The following is a 23,780-nucleotide window of genomic DNA, read 5'->3' on the forward strand; positions in this document are numbered from 1 at the left end:
TTCTCTCCATCACCCTTGAGATAGAAATACAAAATAAAAAAGCAGCAAATTCTGCTGCTTTTTCACAATTATATATGCCAAAAGTCATGTGTACATCGTGATGCCATACCTTACTGCGTATATGGCAGCTTGCGTTCTATCTCTCAGCTCTAACTTACTAATTAAATTAGAAACATGATTCTTAACAGTCCCTTCTGTAATAAATAGCTTTTCCGCAATCTCTTTATTATTTAAACCAAGTCCAATTTCTCTTAAAACATCTACTTCTCGCTCAGTTAATTGCGCTAATTGTTCTGGTGTGTTGCACTCTACCGCTACTTTTGTCTTTTTTAATTCTTTTATGATTTGCTCTGTTATATCCTGAGGAAGCACAGCCCCTCCACTATGCACTGTTAAAATTGCTTGAGCGATTGCATCTGCCTCCATATCTTTCAATAAATAACCACTCGCGCCTTGCTCCAATGCTTCAAAAATAAGCTCACTATCACTAAAAGTCGTCAGCATAAGTACCTTTATATGAGGGAACTGCTCTCTAACTAAACGTGTTCCTTCAACACCATTCATACGAGGCATCCTAATATCCATCAAAATAATTTCAGGATGTAGCTCTTTCACCTTTTGTATTACTTCGTCTCCATCCGTAGCCGTTCCCACCACATCAAGTTCCGGACGTAAATTTAATAACATCGCTAAACCATCACGAATGAGTGATTGATCATCAACAATCATAATCCGAATCATACAGTTCCCCCTATTATCCACGTTTTCTCCTGCAGTGGAAATTCAATCTGTAACCGAAAGCCTTTTTCTATCTCACTCTCAAATTGAATAGTTCCACCATGTTCCTCTACTCGTTCTCTCATATTAAGTAAACCAAAACCCGGACTTACCTCGTTAACTCCCACGCCATTATCCAAAATACATAGTTTAACTTGTTTCGCCGAACAAGTTAAACTCACTTCACATAAACTCGCTTTCCCATGCCGCTTTGCATTTGTTAAAGATTCTTGCATAACCCGGAGCAGTGTAGGTTGTAGTGATAACGGAATCACAACCGGATCTCCTTGTAATTGAAAAGATACTTGTACTTTCGTCGCTTTAGAATATCCATGTAACATTTCACGCATATTCTCTATTATGTTCCCTAGTTTTCCTTCTTCTTTTAAGGCATGTACAGAAGCTCTCACCTCTTGAAGTGATTTTCTGGCTAGCCCATGACATGTATGTAAAACCTCTTCCGTAGCGTCCGATTTTTGTTTCCACAAAGCCTCTGCCAGTTGTAATTGAACAAGTAAGGCTGTCATATTATGACCGACAGTATCATGAATTTCTCGGGCAATATCATTTCGCTCCCGAACGGCTGTCAATCCTTCTACCTCTTTGGCATATAGACGTAATTGTTCATGCGCTTCTTTTAAAGCTGTATGAGATAATGCTAATTCTCCATATTGCTCATCTACCACTTTTCGAGCAGCTGTAAGTTTTTTTATTAAACTTCCAGCTAAGGCACTAAAAACGATGAACATAAAATTAATGGCATTATTCTCTAATTCTAAACTACCTGTATGTTGATACGCATGTAGTATATTTATAAACCAACAAAGAAAGAAAAAAGAAATAAAAAAGTACGTCATACTTCTACGAAATTCATGAATAAATAGTCCTACTGCATCAATTCCAAATATAATTAAATATAAACATGTCTCGGGAAATAAAAAACCTAATAAAGCTGTAATTATCCCATTTGCTAATAGTGTATAAAAAACAAGTTTTTTACCTCCGCTTACTTTTACTAGCAAAATATGATTCACAATATAAATAAAAAGTGCTATACTCACAAAAAATTGTAAATGTGCTGTTTCACGTGAAACATGGTTTGCATAAACAAAACAAATCATGACGATTGTAGCAATCCGCGCGTATCCTAACATAACATTCTCCTCACGTTTTAATAACCTAAAGTTATTCTCTTGATTTTAACAACAAGAAAATTATACCAATTTTTATCTTTCCGTACACAAAAAGAGCAAGCCCTCCTCAAAATATGAGAAAACAACTTGCTCTTTCATTCTAATTTCTTTACTCCACGATATTCTCTAACTCATTATATAGTTCCGCTTGTAACAACTCTTTCTTCGTTTTTTCTTCATACAATTGTTCAAGCATTTCAACATCAACTACATGTTCCATCTTACACTCAAGCGTATATATATCTTCTTCTACACGCATTAACTCTGTTTCAATCTCCTCAACATTCCTAGCTTCTTTCTTTTTTGCAGGGGCTGTTTCAATACTTTTTCTTCCTTGGCGTTGCTGCTTTATTACTTGCGTCTCGAGCTTTTCCTCCCACTTTTGACGCGCCCATGCATAGTTCCCTGCAAACTCAAATAATTTACACTCATCAATCCAATACGTCTTTTCAAATAACTTATTTAAAAAATAACGGTCATGTGAAACAGCTAAAATCGTCCCATTATATTGTTCAAGAGCTTCCTCTAAAACTTCCCTTGATTCAATGTCGAGATGGTTTGTCGGCTCATCTAAAATTAAAAAATTGATATCTTGATACATAAGTTGCGCAAGTCTTAACCTCATTTTTTCTCCACCGCTCAGTTGCGTTACTTTCTTAAACACCGCTGGACCATAAAATAAAAACTTAGCTAATATATGTCTCGCTTCTCCCTCTGTTACAGCTACATATTCCCTGAAAGCCTCTAATACATTACTCTTCATATTTCCGTACGCATGCTGTGATAAATAACCGATTTTCACACTACTACCAACCCGAATTTCTCCAGCATCTGGTTCCATTTCTTCTAATAATAACTTTAGTAGCGTTGTCTTTCCTGTACCATTACGACCGACGATAGCCGCACGCTCTTGAAAACGAACATGTAAATTCGCTTCGTTAAATAAAGGATGGCCAGCAAATCCTTTACTCACTTCTTTCATTACAACAACATCTTTCCCACTTCTCTCTTGCCCTTCAAACTGAAGTCCCATTTGTTTTCGTTCTAAAATAGGTTTCTTTAATTTCTCCATACGTTCCAATGCACGTTCCATACTTCTCGCCCTCTTATGCAATCCTTCATTCGGAGGATTCGCCTGATTTGCCCATTCACGCAGTCGCTTAATTGCTTCTTTCATTTTCTTTATTTTCTTTTGCTGTTCTTGATAAGCCTGGAACTCCTGAAGCAAACGTTCTTCCTTTTCCTCAACAAACCGAGAATAGTTTGTATGATACACGTGAATCTCTCCATCTTCTAAATCAAAAATCTTCGTTACAACTTCATCAAGGAAATAGCGATCATGTGAAATGACCATAACTGTTCCATTGTATTCTTTTAAAAATTGCTCTAGCCATTCTACGGCGAATAAATCTAAATGATTGGTTGGTTCATCTAATAGAAGTAAATCAGGTTTCTGCAATAGCATGTATGCAAGGCTTACTTTTGTTTGCTCTCCACCACTTAACTCTAGAAATGATCGAAGGAATAGTTCTGTCACCTGTAGACCATTTGCTACCTTCATAATATTCGCTTCTATTTCATAACCACCAAGAAACGCAAACTTTTCTTGAATTGCTCCGTACCTCTCCATTAACCTTTGTAAAGCAGACGGTTCCAGTTCTTCTTCCATATTTTTTTCTAAAGTACGCATTTCTCTTTCTAATTCCTTTTCTGTTTTAAAAGCGGAATTCAATACATCATATACAGTCATAGCCTCATCAAATTTCGGAATTTGTGCCACATGACCAATACGTGTACCTTTCTTCATATGAATGGCTCCTGCATCTAAACTTTCCATTCCAGTTAGAAGCTGAAAGATTGTTGTCTTCCCACTACCGTTACGACCAACTAATCCAACACGTTCACCATTCTTTATTTCAAGCGATATATTTTCAAATATGATGTTTCCACCAAAAGATTTCGTTATATTATTTACACTACAAATTGTCATTTTCCGTACTCCTTTCAATATAAAAAACCATGGGAAAGAAACATTCCCCATGGTTTTCGGCATAGAAAAAGGAAGCTAAATAGCTCCCTTTTCACACGTTTATTAAAAATGGGTGAAGAGATTTCTATCGTTCGATAGCTACTATGCAATTGTTAAAAAAGGACAGACGTATCCCGTTAACAATTACATCATGAAAAATCGCACGACAAAAATAGATATAATCTAAAAATTTGGCACGTGCAGCTAACGAACGTTTCATCTCATTCACCTCTTTCGTACGGAATTTAATACTTACTTCTTTATTATACTTTCCCATTTCATGTTTGAATAGTCATTTTTCTGAAAATAATGAAGATAGACTAAACATTTCAATAAGTGACATCAAATCTTACAAAACTGTTATGTTCACGTAATGGAAAGCGATAGTACGAAAAGATGCCTCCCTATACAATAAAGATGTAAACAAGAGAGAAAACAAAAGGAGGAAACAATCATGATGAAAGAAATCGTAAAAGCAATCTTTGAGGTATTAGTGAACGGACAAGCAGTTGTAAAAGAACTAAACGAACTATAAAAAGGAGTGAAGGAACATGATGAATATGGTAAAAATGATTTTACACGCTTTAGTTGATGCAAAAGCAGTTAGCCAAGAATTAAACCAACAATAAAAAGGGGTAAAGGAATATGAAGAAAGCCATTATTATAATCGCAAGTACAGCAATTGCCTTATACAAAATAAAAAATAGAAAAAAGAAGCATAATAAAAACGATCTATATTATCCATACACATTATTAAAGAAAAAATAAAAGACAAGGTACCCTATTGTAATGAGGAGATCTTGTCTTTTATTTTTCCTATTCCCTTTAAAGGATTTCCCTCCCCCTTTCCCGAATGTATTAAGCGGGATTTTTACACATATTTTAAAGGGGCATACATACAAATGGATACACAACAACTATACTTTTTAAACGATATTGGCAAACAAAAACCAGAAAGCATTCGGAATAGAAGCGCCACATGTCCTTTTTGTGACAGAGAAAATTTAACGGATATTTTAGCAACTGAGGACTCAATTATTTGGCTAAAAAACAAATTTCCTACATTAAAAGATACATTTCAAACGGTGCTAATCGAAACAGATAATTGTGAAGAACATATTGCGACATATACAGAAGAACATATGAAATCGCTAATTCGTTTCTCCATTAAACATTGGTTAGACTTACAGAAGAATGAAGAATTCACATCTGTGATTTTATACAAAAATCATGGTCCATTCTCAGGCGGGAGTTTGCATCATGCACACATGCAGATTATCGGAATGAAATATGTAGACTATCTCGATAACGTAGAAACGGAGAACTTCCAAGGAGTCATTGTACAAAAAAACGAACACATTGAACTCAATATTTCAGATCGTCCTATTATCGGTTTCACTGAATTTAATATCATTATTGAAGATGTTAAATTCATAGATGAATTGGCAAATTATATTCAACAAACTGTACGTTACATACTGACAGATTTCCATAAAGGATGTAGTAGTTATAACTTATTTTTCTATCAATTAAACGGAAAAATCATTTGCAAAGTTGTTCCTAGGTTTGTCGTTTCACCCTTATATGTAGGATATAAAATACCACAAGTTTCTACAAAGCTAGAAGAGGTGAAAATACAACTCGCGCAGTACTTCACGAGAGAAGAAGATAAAATTATTCATAAAAAAACAGAGTAGGTATAGAAAACCTACTCTTTAATCACACCTTTATTTCGATAGTACACATTCTCTAATCCGACGTTGTACTTCATGTTATTATCCGTCCACTCTGGACCCAAATTACCCGGCCATCCAGATGTATTTGCTATATATTTTAGTAATGCAAAATCAGTCAAGCCTTTTTGCACCCCGCGCTTATATCCTTTCATTAAATGCGGCATTGCAATTTGCGCATTTATACGTGGATCTTTCAGCTCATCATCAGTTAAATGATCTGGTGCAAGCCCACCACCACGGTGCAATTGAAACAATCCGAATGAAGTTCCGTTATCTCCAACACTTCTTGGATTTAACCGACTTTCATGTTCGGCAATTGTAAGAGGTATCCATTCTGGAAGATTGACTTTCTTTGCTTCCTCTATAATAATTTGTTTCATCTGTTTTGCTTCTTCTGAGTCAACATAGCTTGTCTCATTTACTAATTTGCCCATTCCTTCAGACTTTCCTTGGAAATATAAGTACACCCCAAGAACAACTAAAAATCCTACAAAGAATTTCTTCACTACCTCTACCTCTTTCTCCGCTGAAATTTGTCCCCTTTCAGCCTTCTTCCCTTTACAATTACCCACATTCTATCATTCTCTTACCCTTTCATCATAGCAAATAACTATACATATTATCATCATGCTTTAGACCGATTTTGTGAAAAAACAGCTGGTAAATACGTGCAAAAATGTAACTTTCATAGACTGAAACGCTTTTTTTGTATATAATTGTAAATTGAATTCTAAATATAAACTAGGAGAATAATAATATGAAAAAATGGTTGCTACTCTTATTTAGTTTACTACTATTAATTCCTATCCCTATTTCCGCACAAAAAAACGAAAATCCAAAAGTCCTTATTTTATACAGTTCAATCGATGATCAAATTACAAATGATACCCAAATACTTAATACACAAGTAGGACATTTTACTAATAACATAACAATAAAAAATATAAAACAGTTAGCTGAAATAACTGATAAATCTTTATATACACATGTTATTTACTTAGGTGAAAAACAAGAAGAACTTTCTACTGAAGCAAAAGAATTTCTAGAAAGTTTCTCAGGTCCACTACTAGTTTTAGGTCAAAATATAGAACAATTATCCAATCGTTTTTCATTTATCACACTTAAAAATGAAGATATAAACTCTGATACAATTGAATATCCAACACGTAAACTAAAGAATACATTAGAGGACGAACGATCCATTAAAAATCTTGATACAAATGGAACAATTCTTGCCAATGCTTTAAAAGGAAGTACTACTTATCCATTAATTGTGCAACAAAATAATTCTTATTATGTTGCAACTTCTAACCTCTTTGATTGGATATCTTATTATATTGGCGAAAGCCTATTTTCTTACTTTGGACAAAAGCCAACGACAAATAAAGTGGAAGCTTATTTACGTCTTGAGGATGTTCATCCAGCCGCAGATATAAATCAATTAAAAGAAATTGCTGAATTACTAAAAGAGAAAAAGATGCCATACATGATCACTGTTATTCCTGTATATACGGATCCGGAGACTGGTAAAACACTACATTTAAAAGATAAACCCGAACTAGTCGATCTTTTACGCTCTATGCAAGATGATGGTGCAGCAATTATTATGCATGGTTACACCCACCAATTTTATGATAGTGAAACTGGTGAAGGTTTTGAATTTTGGGACGTAAAAACAGACCAACCAATTCGTCAACCGAAGCATGAAAAACCAAAAACAAAAGATGATTTCCCTAATATAGAGGCATATAATGCATACGTAAAAAAAGGGGAAGAATTTGAAGAAAAATATACGACTGATCATATTGAAAAAGGCATTCAAGAACTTGTAGATGCCAAACTATATCCTGTCGCATTTGAAGCACCTCATTACACCATGTCTCAAAAAGGCTATGAAATATTATCAAGATATTTTTCAACTTATGTAGGACAACTACAGTTAAGTGATACAACTTGGAAATCCATGCACTCTCCAGCATACAGAAGTACACCATCATTCTTACATGGAATGAAATTAATGCCTGAAACAGTTGGATTTATTGAAGAAGATAAACCACAAGCGATTGCTAAAATGAAAGCAAATGCTTTATCTGTTGCTAAATTATCTGACGGGGTTATTGGTGCATTCTATCATCCTTACTTAGGTGTGAAACCATTAAAAGAAGTGTTAAAGGACCTAGAAAGCATTCCAAACATAGAATGGATTGATTTACAAAAAGAAACAAATGAAGTGAAAATGAACGATATTCATATTACTACTAATAAAGACGGCATTCACGTTGAAAAACCAACAAGTGTAAGTGACGTAATGGATTATGTAAAACAATATGGGTTTTTCCTTATACTTGGTTTCTTCGTCATTGTCTTTCTTTTATTATTAAGACGTGCGAAAAAATTAGAATCCTAATACAAAACCACCAAGCAGAATGCTTGGTGGTTTTTTTAACTTAAACCAAAACGTGGCATATTATTAATAACCCATTGATTATTTTCATAAATAAATTCAACTTCTACTTTTTCTGTTACATTATCATAGTCGTTATACGTTTCTATCTGTGCTTTTATTTTCCCATCCTTTAACTCGGCAGAAATAATTTTTGTAAATTTAGTTGCTGCTTTTGACCCTGGATCTCCAATAACATAGTGCATTTTTCCATTTAACTCTTTAATATACTTACTCTTCATATACTCTGCTATAAATGATTTTGAGAAGTACGTAGATAGCGTAGTCTCTAAATTATCTTTCTTATTATAAATAGGGTTCACTAATTCCCCGTATGAAAAATCCCCTACTCGTTTTGGGTTTCCTGTTAGTGCAGCCATTTGAACATTAGTCAGTTCCTTCTGTGCATTCCATACTTTCTGTAACATAACGTCATCTACTAGCTTCTTATCTTTTACTTCATTTGATTTCTTTGTATCCAGATTCATGATAGTCCCATTATCCGTATAGAGATACATATCCCCTGCTACAAAATATAAATAGGATTTAGTTGGTTCAACCGCTTTATTATAAATTACTTTTTCATTCCCACCATTAATTTTCTTCTTATATACTCCATCCTTTTTTAAATAATAAAAAGTATCCCCTTTCACATTCATCTGCAAGGCATCCTTTACCAATAACTTTTCATTATTTTGTTGAACGTCTATCTCATATATACCGTGCTCAGCTTCATTTGTTTCAAAAGGTAACGAAAAATCAACAACAGCATATAATTTTTCATTATCATACGTAGCACTAGATATTGTTGCATAATTTTCTTTTGACCAAGTTTTATTATCTTTTGTCACTTGTGTTCCACGATTTTTATTCCAATGTAGAATACTATCATCTATCGTTCGAGACCAACCGGAGTTTTGAAATGCAGCTTCTTCTTCCTGTCCCGTCTTCAAATCCATTTTTGCGATCCCTACAATGTCAAAACCACCATGCTCAGAATATTTTTTCGGATAAAATAAAGTTTGCTCTTTAATATAAACATAATTTGTATCCTCTTTTAATATGTCTAACTTTTTGCTAGATATATCATACTTCATTAAAGAAGATAATCCCGCATTCTTCTCTTCATCCGTATGAATAAAATATAAAGCTTTGTTTTTTATATTTATGTAAGAAGCATTTACACCTTCTACTACACGTTCCGAAGTCTGAAATTGATCTTTCGTACGATAGATGCCTCCTGTATTTTTATCACCTTTTACTGAATAGTAAATCCAGCCGTTACTCTCTGCCATTTTCCCTTTGTTAGAACTGTTTCCAATCGAATTCCCGTTTTTCTCAGTTTCTTTCATCTGTTTTTCAACTACTGGATCAATTTGTTCTTCTTCTTTATTTTCTTGTATTGCATTTGGATTTATAGCCTTTTTTTCTGCTTCACACCCAAACGCTGCAAGTGAAAGTGCACCAATCATCATTGTAATAGCTATTTTTTTATATGCTTTCCCCATTTTCTCCCCTACTTCCTTCATCAAATTAAACATATCATAAATTATAGAAAATATTAGAAAAAATATCCATAAAAAAGATAAGAGTAACACTCCTATCTTTTCAAATAAAACCGAATGGTATTTCTATATAATGTTTCTGTAACCTTATCAATAGATATGTTTTTTATGATACTAATTTCATTTAATACTTCTCTAATCATTCTTGGGTGCGTCATAACGTCCTTTTGAAATTCCCACGGTCCATCTGTTTCTACCATCATATATTCAAGCGGATAATATGAAACGATTTTTCTAATTTTCTCCTTATGTAAAACATCCGGTGTAATAGAAATATGATAACCATTCGTTATCATCCGTTTCATTGTCTCCTCACTTCCTTTAAACCAATGGAAGTGTGCACGTGAAACTTTATATTCTTCAAGTAAATCACATACAATATCAGCATCTTCATAAACTGCGTGCAATACAATTGGTAAATCATACTCACTAGCTAGCCCTATAAATTTTTTCAATACAGCTATGTATGGATCTAGAGTAATCCTTTCATCTTCTTTCCTTAAATAATACGGTAAGCCTACTTCACCAATCGCTACTATATCCTCTACATGATCTTCAATTAATTTATAGATTTGCTTACATTCTTCTTTATGAATCGGTTGCTCTGGATGAAAACCTATTGCTGGATGTACAAAAGGATATCGCTTTGCTAAAGATAAAGTTTCTTTACATGATTGATAATTCATAGATACCGCAATAAGCCCCTTTATCTCTTTACTATTTTTCACATCTTTCAGTAAGCTACTTCTCTCTTCATCCTTATATTGGTCAACATGTATATGACTATCAATCCATTTCATCTTTATTCCTCCATAAAAAAAAACAAGAAAGGATCTCCCTTCTTGTTTTATCATCTATATTATTTAACAATTAAGTTTGTTATGATATCAAATAATCCAATACATACTACGGCAACAGTAAAGTAGCTACAGAAATCTTTAATTGGAAACTTCACTACTTCTTCTTTAAACATCCCATTCTTCTCCCTTCTTACTATATCCCTAATTATTTTTATCTATTTGTATCTATTATGCAAAAAATATGACAATTTTACTATCGAATTAGCTTACGTAAACCTTACAATGTTGTAAGGTTTATAAAAAGAGCCCCATCTACATACAGATGAGGGCTATTAAAAAGTAGTTGGTTTTTCATTCTTCATTAACATTACAAACAGAAAGTAATACAGTGAGACTTTCTAATTACACTATATAAAATTCACTATCTTTTAACCATCGAATTACATTACAGAAGACTTACATGTTTGTAAGCTATGTGTAATGTAATTCGATAGTTTTCCTTATCTGTATTTCGTACAATAAAGTTAGCAAGTAAGCCAAATAAGAAGAACACTCACATAACCAAATTACATTGCTAGTAGCTACTCTTCTTATCCCTTTCACTCGTGCTACTACAATGTACCCCCTTCCCCTTTATATAATAAAAAAAGCCTTAGTCCATATGGACTAAGGCTTTTTCACACACCCTAAAATACCCCTACCTAGTATTTTTATTTTCGACAAAAAATAGGCGGGGGTATAACCCGCTATCTCGTCGCTAAAAGTTTACTCTTTGCATTAATAGGAATATTTACAGCTTCAATTTCTTCAATCGCCTCACCGTAGCGTCCTTTTGCATACACCTTTAACGCTTCATCTCTCTTTAACATATGCTTAACAGTCTTCTTTATTTTTTGCTCTCTTCCACGTTCGTCAAATGCAATAAATTCATATTCATACCACTCATCACCAACATGCTGACCAATTGTATTCACAATCGTATAGTATTCTTTCGTCTTATAAAGCGGATTATATTTATCGATAACTGGTCCAAGTTTCGTAGGTAGTAACATTACTACTATCACTAGCATCGCTATTATAGTAGTGATCATTTTTTTCTTCATAATAAACATTCCTCCTCTGCAGGATATATATACATCCATTTTAAAAAGAAGGAATAAAATCTACTATTGAATCTCATTACATTACACTTACATTTTTGTAAGAATAAAAAAAGGTGAACGAATTTACTCGTTCACCTTTTAGCTCGCTTTAAAGCCACCACCAAGTACATCACGCACATCGTGAATAACAACGAAAGCATCTTCATCTACTCGACTAATAACTTGCTTTAACTTAACAAGCTCTTGTTTATTAATAACAACATATAAAACTTCTTTATTTTTACCAGTATATCCGCCGCGTCCTTCTAATACAGTGACACCGCGTGTCATGTTTTTCGTAATAGCCTCACGTATTAAGTCTGGTTGATTCGAAATAATTGTAACAGCTGTTTTTGTATCCATTCCTTCTACAATAAAATCAATTACTTTCGCTCCGATGAATACTGCAACAAGTGTGTACATCGCTTTTTCTTGCCCTATTATAAATACAGAACCAGCAATTACAACGATATCAATAATAAGTACGCCTTTACCAACACTCCACCCTAAATATTGATTTGCTAACCGTGCTAAAATTGCCGATCCTCCTGATGTACCTCCAGCTTTGAACATACAGCCTAATCCGATACCTACAAACAAACCAGCAAATAAAGCTGCTAATAGCGTATCACTATTTACATGATACTCAATATGTTCTGTAACATATAAAAACAAGGATGTTTCTACAATCCCTAAAATTGTATAAACCATCGTTTTTTTATCAAAAAACTTATAACCAATAGCTAGTAAAACTGCATTTATAGCAAAGTTCACAATCCCTGGTGACCAATCAAATAAGTAGTACGTAACAACCGTTAAACCAATAATTCCACCTTCCGATAAACGGTTTGGAATTGCAAAGTAATTAATACCAATTGCGAATAATAATGAACCAATTGTAATTAGTGTTATTTCCTTTATACGTTGATTAACCATAGTTCATACCCTCCCCCCATTTGACATTGTATCACTATCTCCTAGAGGTTTAGAAGTGGTTTTTATTCCGCATTTTCCCTCTTAAAGATCGAGATATTATGTTTAAACAAAGGGGTGATTAATTATTCACATTCGCTCTAACTGTACAAACAAATCGCTCCACATTACCTTTCTGAATATGCTTAGCTCTAACCGTTTCTTGATTACAAGTAAACTCAAAGTACGGATGAAAATCTATGCTATCTATATGCAAATATGAGTACTCTTTAAATGTTGAAGGATAGTAAGGAAATTTCCCGTAAAACAGGAGACGTCTAGTAGTGGCAACAAAAATTCCATGTTGATAACATAACGTGAAATTATCCTTCTCAAAGGTCCCTACTACAAAGGCTAAAATCTTTTCGTCATCCTCTATATACTTTTTCATACTTAATAAAAGTTCATTCATGCATATCCCTCCAAATACTATTCTTGAAAAGAATCCATGGATTGTTACAAACCGGTTTAATTCCTTTATAAAGTATGAAACGGGTTTCCTGTCAAAGGTATTTCAAAAAAATAATCCGTTATGCACTTATGCACATAACGGATTAAAACTACACTGTAGATCGCTCCACAAGTTCATATGAAATTTCCACCTTTTCTTGTTTAGAGCCCGTATCACTTATTTTCCTGTAAAACATTTCAAAAGCTGTTTTCCCTATCTCCTTCAAATTTTGATCAATAGTTGTCAACTGCAACACTTGCGAAATAGGTTGGTTATCCAAACCGATAATCGCTAAATCCCCAGGAACTCGAATACCCAATTTCCCAACTTCCGTCATAACCCCAATTGCAACTTCATCTCCTGCTACTATTAACGCTTCAGGGAGATTCTGCATCCCTTTTAACTTATGAGCCACTCTCACACCATCTTCTAATGTAAAACATTCTGTGAAAATCCATTCTTCATTAACTTCTTCATCTATAGATTGCAATTGCTGTTTATACACATCAAAACGCTTTTGACTACTCGGTCCTAGCTTTCTTCCCGTACAATAACCAATTTTTTTATAACCTTTTTTAATAAGGTGATTCATCCCTAGCTGGAAAGCTGCCGAATGATTTGTATATACACTTGAGATGTTTGCAATATCATTATCTTCACAAGCAATTATTGTGCCGTAAGAAGCATACGGTTCTATCATTTCCCAATCATTTGCACGTGAACAAATAATAAGACCATCTAATTGTTTCGTTTTTAACATATGTAGACTTTTCATTTCTTCTTTTTTATTATAATTCGTTTGGCAAAGTAGCACCCTGTAATTATGAGTTAACGCTCCCTCCATCATTCCTCCTACCATTGCATCGAAGCTCGGGTGATTAATGTAAGGTAGAATTACACCAACAATATTTGTCTTTCCTTTTGATAAATGAACAGCATTTGCATTTTGTGAGTAATTCAATTTCTCAACTATTTCTAAAACCACTTTCCTTTTTTCTTCACTTACGTACGGATGATCATTTAGCACCCTCGAAACAGTCGTAACGGAAACTCCCGCCATCTTTGCAATATCTTTAATGTTAGCCATACACTCACCTCTACTTTTAACTTAATGAATCCCATGAACATATGTCAAATCTTCTTATCATTACAACTTCATTCGTTTTTCTTACAAAAGTGTAATTTTCCTGTAAGCTAATTCGATAGTGACTCTCCGCAATATTTCATACAATTAAGTCAGAAACAGGGCAACAACTACTCGAAAAGGAGCGGATTCATATGATGAACACAATGAAAATAAACAATTTCTTCAAGACAATGGGCATGGTATTATTCACTCTTATCGATGCGAAAGCTGTTGCTTCTACATTAAACAAGTAAGGAGAATTCATTATGAATAACATCAATTTTAACAAATTAGATTTTTTAGGCCTAGCTAGTGGCTCGATTCTTCTTACTGCTTTGATTTATGCCGCTACGCTTGTATAAATTTTGTGTCCCCTTTCCCCTTTATTATAAATAGTAATAGAAAAGACGACCGTCTATGCCCGGTCGTCTTTTCTATTTTTGATTTGATTGCAAAGATTCCTTTAACTCCTCAAACTTCTCATTTAATTGATCTGTCATCATTTTCATAGCCGTTTTTCGATCTATTTGTTCTTCCGCATCTATTTGAATCGGGTCTCCAAAAATCAATTGCGCCTTTTTCCCTTTTATCAATTCCTTTACACTTGATGGGCCAATATAAGCTGCCGGTACTAACGGAACGTTAGAACGAAGCGCAATCGTAACAGCCCCAGCTTTTAAAGAAACGTCTTCTGTTGATCTCGTTCCACTCGGGAAAATCCCTACTACTTTCCCTTCTTTTAATAGGCGTGATGGAATTTTGAGTGTACTCGGTCCTGGGTTCGCACGATCTACAGGAAATGCATTTACATTTTTAAAGAACCAATTTTTGAATTTCCCTTCAAATAATTCTTTTTTGGCCATGTAATGAATTTGAGTTGGGTACATCCCTGTAGCTAACATTAATACATCCATAAAACTTGTATGTGTACACGCAACAACATATGGGCCACCTTCTGGTAAATTTTCTCTCCCTTGCACTTCTACTTTCCCAGCTGTTTTAAATATATATTTCAACAAAAATGTAATTGGTTTATACATTTGTTTCGTTCCTTTCTGAACATCCGAAGTATAATTATTTTCTTACAACAATTATAACACTAAGTTTTAGGAGTTGGTAATAAATTTAAGTATTAATTGTTAAATTTCAATCCTTACAAAAGTGTAATTTTTTTGTAAGCTAATTCGATAGTTACTTCTTACAATATTTCATACAATTAAGTCAGAAAGAAACAAGTAAGGAGAATTCATCATGCAAAACATCACTTTTAACAAATTAGATTTTATAGGATTAGCTAGCGGCTCCCTTCTTCTTACTGCTTTGATTTATGCCGCTACGCTTGTATAACTTTGTGTCCCCTTTCCCCTTTATATAGAAAAAGACGACCGTCTATGCCCGGTCGTCTTTTTAAATGTTTCTTTCTTTTAACTCTTTTAAAAGCTCTATCATTTCAGCTTGTTGTTTTATCTTCTTACGACCATTTCGATTAATTGCTGCAAGTTCACAAGCAACTCCTACAGCGAAGAAAAACAATAAACTTTCTAACATATGAAATCCTCCAATTGCCTATTAAACTGCTTGACGTAATTGCTCTTCTTGTAAAATTCGCTTGTTTATATTTTCTTCTTTTCTTTGACAAACGTTATTGCGAATAAGTGCTGCAATAACAAGTAAAGTTCCTACAATATCAAACATCGTTATTTGATATCCTTGCATCATCATAATAATTAGAGTCGTAATAGGTACAAAGTTAATAAATAAAATTCCATTAATAGATGATAAAATCTTCACACCATGGTTCCAAGCGAGTAACGCTACGATTCCCGGTAATGTCATCATAAACAATAAATCATATTTCACGATAGAAATCGTTCCCATACTCGGAACCGATACATGTCCAAGCGATGTAATGATTACAGTTATAATCCCTGTGACAGTCGTACCAAATACACACGTCAACGTAGAATAACGTAATGTTGACCAATCACTACACGTTTGACCACCCATCGTATAAATAACCCAACCTACAACCCCAACAAATATACATGCTAGTGAAAACATGTTATCTTTCAACGTTAAAAAGAAACTCATATCACCTTTTGTAATAACAAACACCGCTCCTACAAAGGCGATAATCATGCTCGTTACCATATACTTTTTCGGTTTTACATGCTTATATCCCCATAGAATACAAATAGAAATCATCGGCATAAGTGCTTCCATAATGGAGGCTACCATCACACCTGACTTTCCCATTAACATTTGCCCCCAAAATATAAGTACATTATATACAGTAAATGCCATCGTTCCGAAAAAGACGAGTAACTTTCCTCTTCCCTCTAAACGAAATGCCTGTTTTCCTTCTTTCATCAACAATAATATAATCAGTACGATCGCCACCGCTCCATAGCGAATAAGCGAAAAATAAAATGGATCTATGTATTCTAACGCATGATCAGCAACTGGAAACATTGCTCCCCATGACATACTTGCAATTAAACACGCTAAAGCACCTATTATCATTTGACCTTTTCTCACCGCAATCCCCCACTTCTTTCTATTTGCACAAAGAGAATTGTAAAAGAAAAAATATATCACGTAAAATGATTCAAAATGATGTTAACTATCATTTATAATGATAGTTAACATCAAGGAGGATCGTATTATGGAATTAAGAGATTTACAAATCTTCCAGAGCGTCGCCGACCAAGGTAGTGTAAGTAGCGCAGCAAAGGAATTAAATTACGTACAATCAAATGTAACCGCACGTATTAAACAACTAGAAAACGAGCTGAAAACACCGCTCTTTTATCGTCATAAACGAGGCATGACTTTAACAGCTGAAGGAAGAAAAATGCTCGTTTATGTTAATAAAATTTTGCAAGATGTCGATGAGCTAAAACGAGTATTTTTAGATAATGAAACACCCTCCGGTATATTAAAAATTGGTACTGTCGAAACAGTAAGTACATTACCTACCATTTTATCTTCTTACTATAAAAGCTATCCGAACGTCGATTTGTCATTACAAGCGGGTCTAACAGAAGAATTAATTAGAGAAGTACTCAATCATCAATTAGATGGTGCTTTTATATCAGGACCAATAAAACATCCACTTATTGAACAATACGATGTTAGTACAGAAAAATTAATGCTTGTAACACAAAATAAAGCTTTTCATATCGAAGAATTTACAACAACGCCTCTACTCGTTTTTAACCAAGGATGTGGATACCGTTCCAAACTAGAACGATGGCTGAAAGACGAAGGTTTGCTACCAAAAAGAATTATGGAATTTAATATATTAGAGACAATATTAAACAGTGTTGCACTCGGCCTTGGAATTACACTTGTACCACAGTCTGCTGTCCATCATCTTTCTAGAGCTGGTAAAGTGCATTGCCATGCAATCCCTGAAAAATATGGTAGTATTTCAACGGTTTTCATACGCCGCAAAGATAGCTATATGACGAATTCCATGCGTAGCTTTTTAAAAACAATCGAGGAGCATCATCATATCAATATGCTTTAAAAGACATTCTTACACGAATGTCTTTTTTTCTTACAAAAATGTAAGTCTTCCGTAAGCTAATTCGATAGTTGCAGGCGATCATATTTCCTATAATTAAGACATAGAGCAGGGCAACAACAATTCGAAAAGGAGCGGATACGCATGATGAACAAAATGAAATCAAATAAACTTTTAAATACAATGGGCATGGTGCTATCCGCACTTGTCGATGCAAAAGCTGTTGCAACTACATTAAACAAATAAGGAGAGATTATAATGAACAACATTACTTTCAACAAATCAGACTTTTTAGGACTTGCAAGTGGAGCGACTCTTCTTACAGCTTTCATTTACACACTTGCTCAAGGTCTTGTTTAACACTTTCACTTTGTTTCCCCAAACCCCTTTATATATAGAAAAAGCTGCTCGTCTTATAGACAAGCAGCTTTTTAGTTTGTTTCATATATAATTTGACCTGTTTTCGTCATATCATATCCACCAATCGCCTTTAATTCATTATGAAATTCTTCCGATTGCAGAATATCTTTCACGACTTCGATCAACTCTTCATTTTCTTTATTCTTCAAAATTACTAAATCATACTGTTCTTTCATGATTGGAATAAAGTCTACATTTACAATTTGCGAAAACTTTTCTGAACCTATTCCCACATCAGCTTTTCCATTCGCGACTTGCGTGGCAACACCAAGATGATTTGATTCTTCCCATTCATATCCACTAATACGTTCTTTATTTAACTTTTGAATTCGCAATTGTTCATCCACTAACACCCTAATGCCAGAACCTTTTTCTCGATTTACAAATCGTATAGATGACTGAGATAAATCAGCCCATGTTTTTATATTTTTTGGATTGCCCTTTTGCACATAAAACCCAACGTTCCTTGCTAATAAATTAATCATCATACATGGTTGTCCAACTAAAATACGTTTTACATACGGAACATTATATGTATCCGTTTCTCCATCAAACAAATGTAAGCTAACGATATTTCCTTCTCCTTGATATATTTTTACTAAACTCGTTAAACTACCTTGATATGCCCGTAATATATTAGAACTTGGCAGACGATTTTCTATATGCTTTGCCAACATATCTAATGTTAGTTCTTGCCCGCTAATAATACATGTATTCGAGATACTATTACTATCATTCTTTACAGGAGTAACTTGTATTTTCCCTGTTTTCATTTGCTTAATATATTGTTCTAAATCTGCTGCATCAATGCGCATCTGTCTACCAACTCTATAAGAAGGAAGTTCTCCTTTTTTAATTAAGTCGTATACAGTTAATTTTGATACTTTTAATCGCTTTGCTACTTCTTCCGTTGTGTAGGAATGATGATCCATAGACGATTCCTCACTTTCTTTCTTCATTGTAACAAAGAAAATAATATTTCTCCTATATTTTAAAAACAACTACATCGTTCAAATTATATTAAATTATAACTAGTTATATTTAATTATATTTAGTTATAATTAATTATGTCAAAACGAAAGGGGATTTTTTTATGAATAAGTTTACATCACAATCCATCGGGGCACTTATCCTTTCTTTTCTTCTTATATTTAGTGTTGCATGTACAAGCGGAGATAAGAAAGAGAAATCAACTGCTAAAGAAGGAAAAGCAGTCGAACTTACTATATCAGCAGCTGCAAGCTTACAAGATGCATTAAAAGAAATTGAAACAAAATATAAAGAAAAAGAACCTAATATTAAACTTTCTTTTAACTTCGGCGCTTCCGGGGCACTTCAACAACAAATTGAACAAGGTGCACCTGCTGATTTATTCTTCTCAGCAGCAGAAGATAAATTCCAAACCCTTGTAAAAAAAGGATTCATTAATGAAAAAGAAGGAAAAAATCTTCTTGGAAATGAACTAGTTCTAGTCATCCCTAAAGATAGTTCTCTTACAAAATTTCAAGATTTAAAAGATGAGAAAATCAAAAAAATCGCACTTGGTACACCTGAATCTGTACCTGCGGGAAAATACGCAAGGGCTTCTCTCACACATGAGAATCTATGGAATGACATTCAAAATAAAATCGTATTTACAAAAGATGTTCGCCAAGTGTTAACATATGTGGAAACAGGTAATGTCGATGCTGGTATTGTATACAAAACAGATGCTCTTATTTCAGGAAAAGTAAAGATTGGCGAGACAGCAGCAGCTACTTCTCATGAACCAATCCACTATCCTTTAGGTGTTATTAAGGAATCTAAACATAAGAAAGAGGCGACTTCATTTTATGAGTATTTGCAGTCAAAAGACGCACAATCTATCTTTAAGAAATATGGATTTACAGTCCTATCATAATTGCCATGAGCTTTGATGCTATTTTGTCACCAATCTTTCTATCTTTACGAGTAGCTGCATGTGCCACCATTATCGTTACAATTTTAGGAACGATAATCGGACGGGCATTGGCACGCTCCTCATGGAGATACAAAGTAATACTAGAAACGATTTTCTTATTACCAATGGTACTTCCACCAACTGTTATCGGCTTCTTTCTCATTATCATTTTTGGAAACAACAGCCCGATCGGAAGGTGGGTTGAATCATTATTTCAGCAGTCTATTATGTTCACATCTACCGCTGCGATCATCGCTTCTACAGTTGTTGCATTTCCGCTTATGTACCAATCAGCGAAAACGGGATTTTCTATCGCAAATGTACAAATTGAAGAAAGTGCTCGTGATCTTGGTGCAAGTGAATATCAAGTTTTTCTGCACGTTACACTTCCGCTCGCATTTCCTGCATTACTAAGCGGGATGATTTTGAGCTTTGTCCGCGCGCTCGGTGAGTTTGGTGCTACACTCATGTTTGCCGGGAACATTCCTGGTAAAACACAGACAATCCCAACTGCAATTTACATGGCCATTGACGCAAGTAATATGCAACTCGCCTGGACACTTGTGGTTATCACTATTAGTATGTCACTCCTATTTCTGCTATGTATTCAGCTTATTAACAAAAGAATTACTAACCTTTAAAGCAGCTTTTTTGGAAGCTGCTTCTTTATTTCTTAGGAAATAAAATATACCACCGGGAAATAACTGAATTTTACCTCTTATTAAAATATACATTTTATTTGAATTCACTTTCTAAAATAGGCAATTTCCTGTTATTATATGGAGGTGTTTCAAAAAATGAAGAAATGAAAACGCATTTATATCGTGAATTCTTCATCCTGTTTTAGCGATCGGTAATCTTCTACTCTATTAGTGGGGCATTACCGATCGTTAGAACGATATGTAACTATATTGGTATAGCAAACCGAAGGGAGTCTTGTAATGGACATTTTATTAGCGCTTCTTCCTGCAATTGCATGGGGAAACATCTTATTAGTAAGCGTAAAAATGGGCGGTGGTGCATATAGCCAAACGGTAGGTATGACAATCGGTGCTCTATTCTTCGCAACAATTATGTATGTATTTACTCAACCAGCTTTAACAATGACAGTCTTAATTGTTGGTTTTATTTCAGGTTTATTCTGGGCTTTAGGACAAGTAAACCAATTAAAAACAGTTGAAAAACTAGGTGTTTCAACTACCGTAACAATTTCTACTGGTATGCAACTTGTTGCAACTTCTATCTTTGGGGTTATCGCTTTCCGCGAGTGGACTACTACTACAACGATCATTCTGGGAACGATTGCAATCCTATTAATCGTAGTTGGTGTTGTATTCACATCATTAGATGATAAAGAAAATGCTCAGCCACCAGGACAATTGAAAAAAGGACTTCTTACTTTAATTGTTTCTACTTTCGGCTATCTTGTATATGTAATTATTATTCGTTGGTATAACATCGATGGTTGGTCTGCTATTTTACCACAAGCAGTTGGTATGTTTGTTGGTGCGGTTGTACTGACATCTAAACATAAACCATTTAACAAATATGCAATCCGTAATGCTTTATCTGGTTTACTATGGGGAACTGGAAACTTATTCTTACTTCTTTCACTACCACGTGTCGGAGTAGCAACAAGCTTCCCATTATCTCAAACTGGAATCGTTATCTCAACATTCGGTGCAATTGTCTTCTTAGGTGAAAAGAAAACAAAACGTCAATTGATCTTTATTGCACTAGGTAGTGTTTTAATTATCGGTGGCGCTGTATTGTTAGGTATGACAAAAGCATAAACTTATAAACTATTAATCTCTGAAGCAGTTATGCTTCAGGGATTTTTTATTACAACTGTTTTTTAAGTATAATAATTTTTATAACCTTATTTGTATTAACCCTCCTCCCTCCATTTTCATCCTTCTCACGATAAGCCTTTTCTTTTTACAAAATTCTCTTAAAAATGGTATCGTTTTTTATAACATATCTCCACTAGAAAGGAATAGAGGATATGCTAACTAAACATCGAATTCTATTTATTGGTGCTGGTCGTATGGCAGAAGCTATATTTTCCGGATTACTTAAAACAAGCAAAGAATACATCGAAGAAATTATCGTTTCTAACCGAAGAAACGTAGAAAAACTGGAACAATTACAAGCGCGATATAATGTGTCTACTACAACAGATTGGAAGCAGCATGTTACATCTGTTAATACGATTGTTTTAGCAATGCCGCCTTCTGCACATGAAGGTTTATTAGCGGAATTATCTCCGTTACTATCGAATCAACTTGTCGTAACGGTAGCTGCTGGCATTGGACCATCTTATTTAGAAGAAAGACTTCCCGTGGGAACGCCTGTTGCTTGGATTATACCAAATACAGCTGCTGAAATTGGAAAGTCTATCTCCTTATATACAATGGGACAATCAGTAAATGAGATGCATCAAGAAACCCTGCAACTGCTTTTAAAAGGCATTGGTACTTCGCAACTTTGCACTGAAGAGGAAGTTCATCAGCTTACTGCAGTTACTGGAAGTGCACCAGCTTTCCTTTATTACTTTGCTGAAAGCTTAATTGAAGCAACAAAAAGTTATGGAGTCGATGAAGCAACCGCAAAACACCTTGTCATTCAAATGATTTCTGGCTCTGCTTCTATGCTTGAACAAATGCAAGATCCAGGTAACCTCCGCGAACAAGTAACAACACCCGGTGGTTCCACAGCTGAAGGTCTCAAAGCTTTATATGAATATAATTTTTCGGAGGCAATTCAAAAAGCAGTAGAAGCAACAAACAAAAAAGCTAGGGGGAAATAATATGAATTTAACAAGTTTAAAAGACTATACAACATTACATAACGGTGTAAAAATGCCTTGGTTCGGTTTAGGTGTTTTTAAAGTAGAAGATGGTTCAGAAGTAATTGAATCTGTAAAAGCAGCAATTAAAAATGGCTATCGCAGCATCGATACTGCAGCAATTTATCAAAACGAAGATGGTGTTGGACAAGCAATCCGTGAATCAGGTGTTGCACGTGAAGAATTATTTATCACATCAAAAGTATGGAATAGCGATCAAGGATATGAAACAACACTTCAAGCATTTGAAACTACATTAGAAAAATTAGGTCTAGAATATTTAGATTTATATTTAGTACATTGGCCTGTAAAAGGGAAATATACCGAATCATGGAAAGCATTAGAAAAGCTTTATAAAGATGGCCGTGTTCGCGCTATCGGTGTGAGTAATTTCCACATTCACCACTTACAAGACGTATTTGAAATTGCTGAAATTAAGCCAATGGTCAACCAAGTGGAATACCACCCACGTTTAGCACAAGAAGAGTTACATGCATTCTGTAAAGAACATAATATCCAGCTTGAAGCTTGGTCACCATTAATGCAAGGACAACTACTAGATAATCCAGCGTTACAAGAAATTGCGACAAAATATAATAAATCAACTGCGCAAATTATTTTACGCTGGGATTTACAAAACGAAGTTGTAACAATTCCTAAATCAATTAAAGAACATCGCATTATTGAAAATGCAAACATCTTTGACTTTGAATTAAGTGCTGATGATATGAAAGCAATTCAAGCTCTAAATGAAGATCGTCGCGTTGGTCCAGATCCAGATAATTTTAACTTCTAGTAGAAAAACCACTG

Annotated in this window: 27 protein-coding genes; 12 read left to right on the forward strand and 15 right to left on the reverse strand. The window is 34.4% G+C overall.

Annotated elements, in window-relative coordinates; genetic code table 11:
- Window positions 1–84: 84 nt before the first annotated feature.
- The 4 genes from DN390_RS18420 to DN390_RS30700 form a co-directional block, all read right to left on the reverse strand.
- Entirely contained in the window at window positions 85–741 is a 657-nt protein-coding gene (locus DN390_RS18420; RefSeq protein ID WP_060629269.1) for a response regulator, read from the reverse strand.
- Window positions 738–1,931 carry a sensor histidine kinase gene (locus DN390_RS18425; RefSeq protein WP_147808057.1) on the reverse strand — a complete coding sequence of 398 codons (1,194 nt, stop codon included), beginning with the start codon at window positions 1,929–1,931 and terminating at the stop codon, window positions 738–740. Before DN390_RS18425 ends, DN390_RS18420 begins: the two co-directional genes overlap by 4 nt.
- 148 nt (window positions 1,932–2,079) lie before the next feature.
- Window positions 2,080–3,960, reverse strand: a complete 1,881-nt coding sequence (abc-f, locus tag DN390_RS18430; RefSeq protein WP_147808058.1) for a ribosomal protection-like ABC-F family protein — start codon at window positions 3,958–3,960, stop codon at window positions 2,080–2,082.
- 124 nt (window positions 3,961–4,084) lie between these two features.
- Window positions 4,085–4,219: an RAxF-45 family protein gene (locus DN390_RS30700; protein ID WP_303660169.1), complete on the reverse strand. Its 135-nt coding sequence runs from the start codon at window positions 4,217–4,219 to the stop codon at window positions 4,085–4,087.
- A gap of 425 nt (window positions 4,220–4,644) precedes the next feature.
- Here DN390_RS30700 and DN390_RS18435 point away from each other — a divergent pair, with 425 nt between their 5' ends.
- Both DN390_RS18435 and DN390_RS18440 read left to right on the forward strand, forming a co-directional pair.
- A complete protein-coding gene (locus DN390_RS18435) occupies window positions 4,645–4,767 on the forward strand; it encodes a spore coat protein B (protein WP_098288488.1) in 123 nt (40 codons plus the stop codon).
- Between the two features lie 134 nt (window positions 4,768–4,901).
- Window positions 4,902–5,696 carry a DUF4931 domain-containing protein gene (locus DN390_RS18440; RefSeq protein ID WP_255444050.1) on the forward strand — a complete coding sequence of 265 codons (795 nt, stop codon included), beginning with the start codon at window positions 4,902–4,904 and terminating at the stop codon, window positions 5,694–5,696.
- An 11-nt stretch (window positions 5,697–5,707) separates the two neighbouring features.
- Here DN390_RS18440 and DN390_RS18445 read toward each other — a convergent pair whose 3' ends face one another.
- Entirely contained in the window at window positions 5,708–6,241 is a 534-nt protein-coding gene (locus tag DN390_RS18445) for a transglycosylase SLT domain-containing protein (RefSeq protein WP_060633079.1), read from the reverse strand.
- 251 nt (window positions 6,242–6,492) lie between these two features.
- Between DN390_RS18445 and DN390_RS18450 the strand changes: the two genes are divergently transcribed.
- Window positions 6,493–8,142, forward strand: coding sequence for a DUF2334 domain-containing protein (locus DN390_RS18450; RefSeq protein ID WP_147808060.1), 1,650 nt, complete (start codon window positions 6,493–6,495; stop codon window positions 8,140–8,142).
- 35 nt (window positions 8,143–8,177) lie between these two features.
- Here DN390_RS18450 and DN390_RS18455 read toward each other — a convergent pair whose 3' ends face one another.
- From DN390_RS18455 to DN390_RS18480, 6 genes are all read right to left on the reverse strand, one after another.
- The gene (locus DN390_RS18455; RefSeq protein WP_147808061.1) at window positions 8,178–9,686 is read right to left on the reverse strand and encodes a DL-endopeptidase inhibitor IseA family protein; all 1,509 of its coding nucleotides are present in this window, start codon (window positions 9,684–9,686) and stop codon (window positions 8,178–8,180) included.
- 92 nt (window positions 9,687–9,778) lie between these two features.
- Complete coding sequence (locus tag DN390_RS18460; RefSeq protein WP_060629262.1) at window positions 9,779–10,543, reverse strand: TatD family hydrolase; 765 nt, start codon at window positions 10,541–10,543, stop codon at window positions 9,779–9,781.
- A 746-nt stretch (window positions 10,544–11,289) separates the two neighbouring features.
- A complete protein-coding gene (locus DN390_RS18465; protein WP_060629261.1) occupies window positions 11,290–11,646 on the reverse strand; it encodes a YxeA family protein in 357 nt (118 codons plus the stop codon).
- A 138-nt stretch (window positions 11,647–11,784) separates the two neighbouring features.
- The gene (locus tag DN390_RS18470) at window positions 11,785–12,621 is read right to left on the reverse strand and encodes a YitT family protein (RefSeq protein WP_029439174.1); all 837 of its coding nucleotides are present in this window, start codon (window positions 12,619–12,621) and stop codon (window positions 11,785–11,787) included.
- A gap of 118 nt (window positions 12,622–12,739) precedes the next feature.
- Entirely contained in the window at window positions 12,740–13,069 is a 330-nt protein-coding gene (locus tag DN390_RS18475) for a PH domain-containing protein (protein ID WP_060629260.1), read from the reverse strand.
- A 148-nt stretch (window positions 13,070–13,217) separates the two neighbouring features.
- A complete protein-coding gene (locus tag DN390_RS18480; protein ID WP_147808062.1) occupies window positions 13,218–14,195 on the reverse strand; it encodes a LacI family DNA-binding transcriptional regulator in 978 nt (325 codons plus the stop codon).
- A gap of 305 nt (window positions 14,196–14,500) precedes the next feature.
- Between DN390_RS18480 and DN390_RS18485 the strand changes: the two genes are divergently transcribed.
- On the forward strand, window positions 14,501–14,596 hold the full coding sequence (locus DN390_RS18485; protein WP_147808063.1) for a DUF3948 family protein: 96 nt from the start codon (window positions 14,501–14,503) through the stop codon (window positions 14,594–14,596).
- A gap of 72 nt (window positions 14,597–14,668) precedes the next feature.
- Here DN390_RS18485 and DN390_RS18490 read toward each other — a convergent pair whose 3' ends face one another.
- Window positions 14,669–15,274 carry a lysophospholipid acyltransferase family protein gene (locus DN390_RS18490; protein WP_060629257.1) on the reverse strand — a complete coding sequence of 202 codons (606 nt, stop codon included), beginning with the start codon at window positions 15,272–15,274 and terminating at the stop codon, window positions 14,669–14,671.
- Between the two features lie 211 nt (window positions 15,275–15,485).
- Between DN390_RS18490 and DN390_RS18495 the strand changes: the two genes are divergently transcribed.
- On the forward strand, window positions 15,486–15,581 hold the full coding sequence (locus DN390_RS18495; protein ID WP_088116228.1) for a DUF3948 family protein: 96 nt from the start codon (window positions 15,486–15,488) through the stop codon (window positions 15,579–15,581).
- 60 nt (window positions 15,582–15,641) lie between these two features.
- On the opposite strand, the gene DN390_RS18500 is transcribed toward DN390_RS18495, so the two are convergent.
- Both DN390_RS18500 and DN390_RS18505 read right to left on the reverse strand, forming a co-directional pair.
- Window positions 15,642–15,782, reverse strand: a complete 141-nt coding sequence (locus DN390_RS18500; RefSeq protein ID WP_000894066.1) for a YrzO family protein — start codon at window positions 15,780–15,782, stop codon at window positions 15,642–15,644.
- Window positions 15,783–15,803: 21 nt separating this feature from the next.
- Window positions 15,804–16,772: a DMT family transporter gene (locus DN390_RS18505; protein WP_147808064.1), complete on the reverse strand. Its 969-nt coding sequence runs from the start codon at window positions 16,770–16,772 to the stop codon at window positions 15,804–15,806.
- 127 nt (window positions 16,773–16,899) lie between these two features.
- Here DN390_RS18505 and DN390_RS18510 point away from each other — a divergent pair, with 127 nt between their 5' ends.
- Together DN390_RS18510 and DN390_RS18515 are read left to right on the forward strand one after the other, a co-directional pair.
- A complete protein-coding gene (locus DN390_RS18510; RefSeq protein WP_097952715.1) occupies window positions 16,900–17,766 on the forward strand; it encodes a LysR family transcriptional regulator in 867 nt (288 codons plus the stop codon).
- 255 nt (window positions 17,767–18,021) lie between these two features.
- A complete protein-coding gene (locus tag DN390_RS18515; RefSeq protein ID WP_016089624.1) occupies window positions 18,022–18,123 on the forward strand; it encodes a DUF3948 family protein in 102 nt (33 codons plus the stop codon).
- Between the two features lie 71 nt (window positions 18,124–18,194).
- Here DN390_RS18515 and DN390_RS18520 read toward each other — a convergent pair whose 3' ends face one another.
- Window positions 18,195–19,142 (reverse strand): substrate-binding domain-containing protein, encoded by a 948-nt coding sequence (locus DN390_RS18520; protein WP_147808088.1) that lies wholly within the window; start codon window positions 19,140–19,142, stop codon window positions 18,195–18,197.
- 134 nt (window positions 19,143–19,276) lie between these two features.
- Between DN390_RS18520 and modA the strand changes: the two genes are divergently transcribed.
- The 5 genes from modA to DN390_RS18545 all read left to right on the forward strand — a co-directional run bounded on the left by modA (window position 19,277) and on the right by DN390_RS18545 (window position 23,766).
- Window positions 19,277–20,083, forward strand: a complete 807-nt coding sequence (gene modA / locus DN390_RS18525) for a molybdate ABC transporter substrate-binding protein (protein WP_147808065.1) — start codon at window positions 19,277–19,279, stop codon at window positions 20,081–20,083.
- Window positions 20,084–20,088: 5 nt separating this feature from the next.
- Window positions 20,089–20,763 carry a molybdate ABC transporter permease subunit gene (gene modB, locus DN390_RS18530; protein ID WP_097952723.1) on the forward strand — a complete coding sequence of 225 codons (675 nt, stop codon included), beginning with the start codon at window positions 20,089–20,091 and terminating at the stop codon, window positions 20,761–20,763.
- A gap of 300 nt (window positions 20,764–21,063) precedes the next feature.
- Window positions 21,064–21,915: a GRP family sugar transporter gene (locus DN390_RS18535; protein WP_000353546.1), complete on the forward strand. Its 852-nt coding sequence runs from the start codon at window positions 21,064–21,066 to the stop codon at window positions 21,913–21,915.
- 212 nt (window positions 21,916–22,127) lie between these two features.
- Complete coding sequence (proC, locus tag DN390_RS18540; protein WP_147808066.1) at window positions 22,128–22,931, forward strand: pyrroline-5-carboxylate reductase; 804 nt, start codon at window positions 22,128–22,130, stop codon at window positions 22,929–22,931.
- A 1-nt stretch (window position 22,932) separates the two neighbouring features.
- Complete coding sequence (locus tag DN390_RS18545) at window positions 22,933–23,766, forward strand: aldo/keto reductase (RefSeq protein WP_147808067.1); 834 nt, start codon at window positions 22,933–22,935, stop codon at window positions 23,764–23,766.
- Window positions 23,767–23,780 lie beyond the last annotated feature (14 nt).

Origin of the sequence: Bacillus sp. SH7-1 (assembly GCF_008042405.1) — a bacterium.
Taxonomy (GTDB): domain Bacteria; phylum Bacillota; class Bacilli; order Bacillales; family Bacillaceae_G; genus Bacillus_A; species Bacillus_A thuringiensis_N.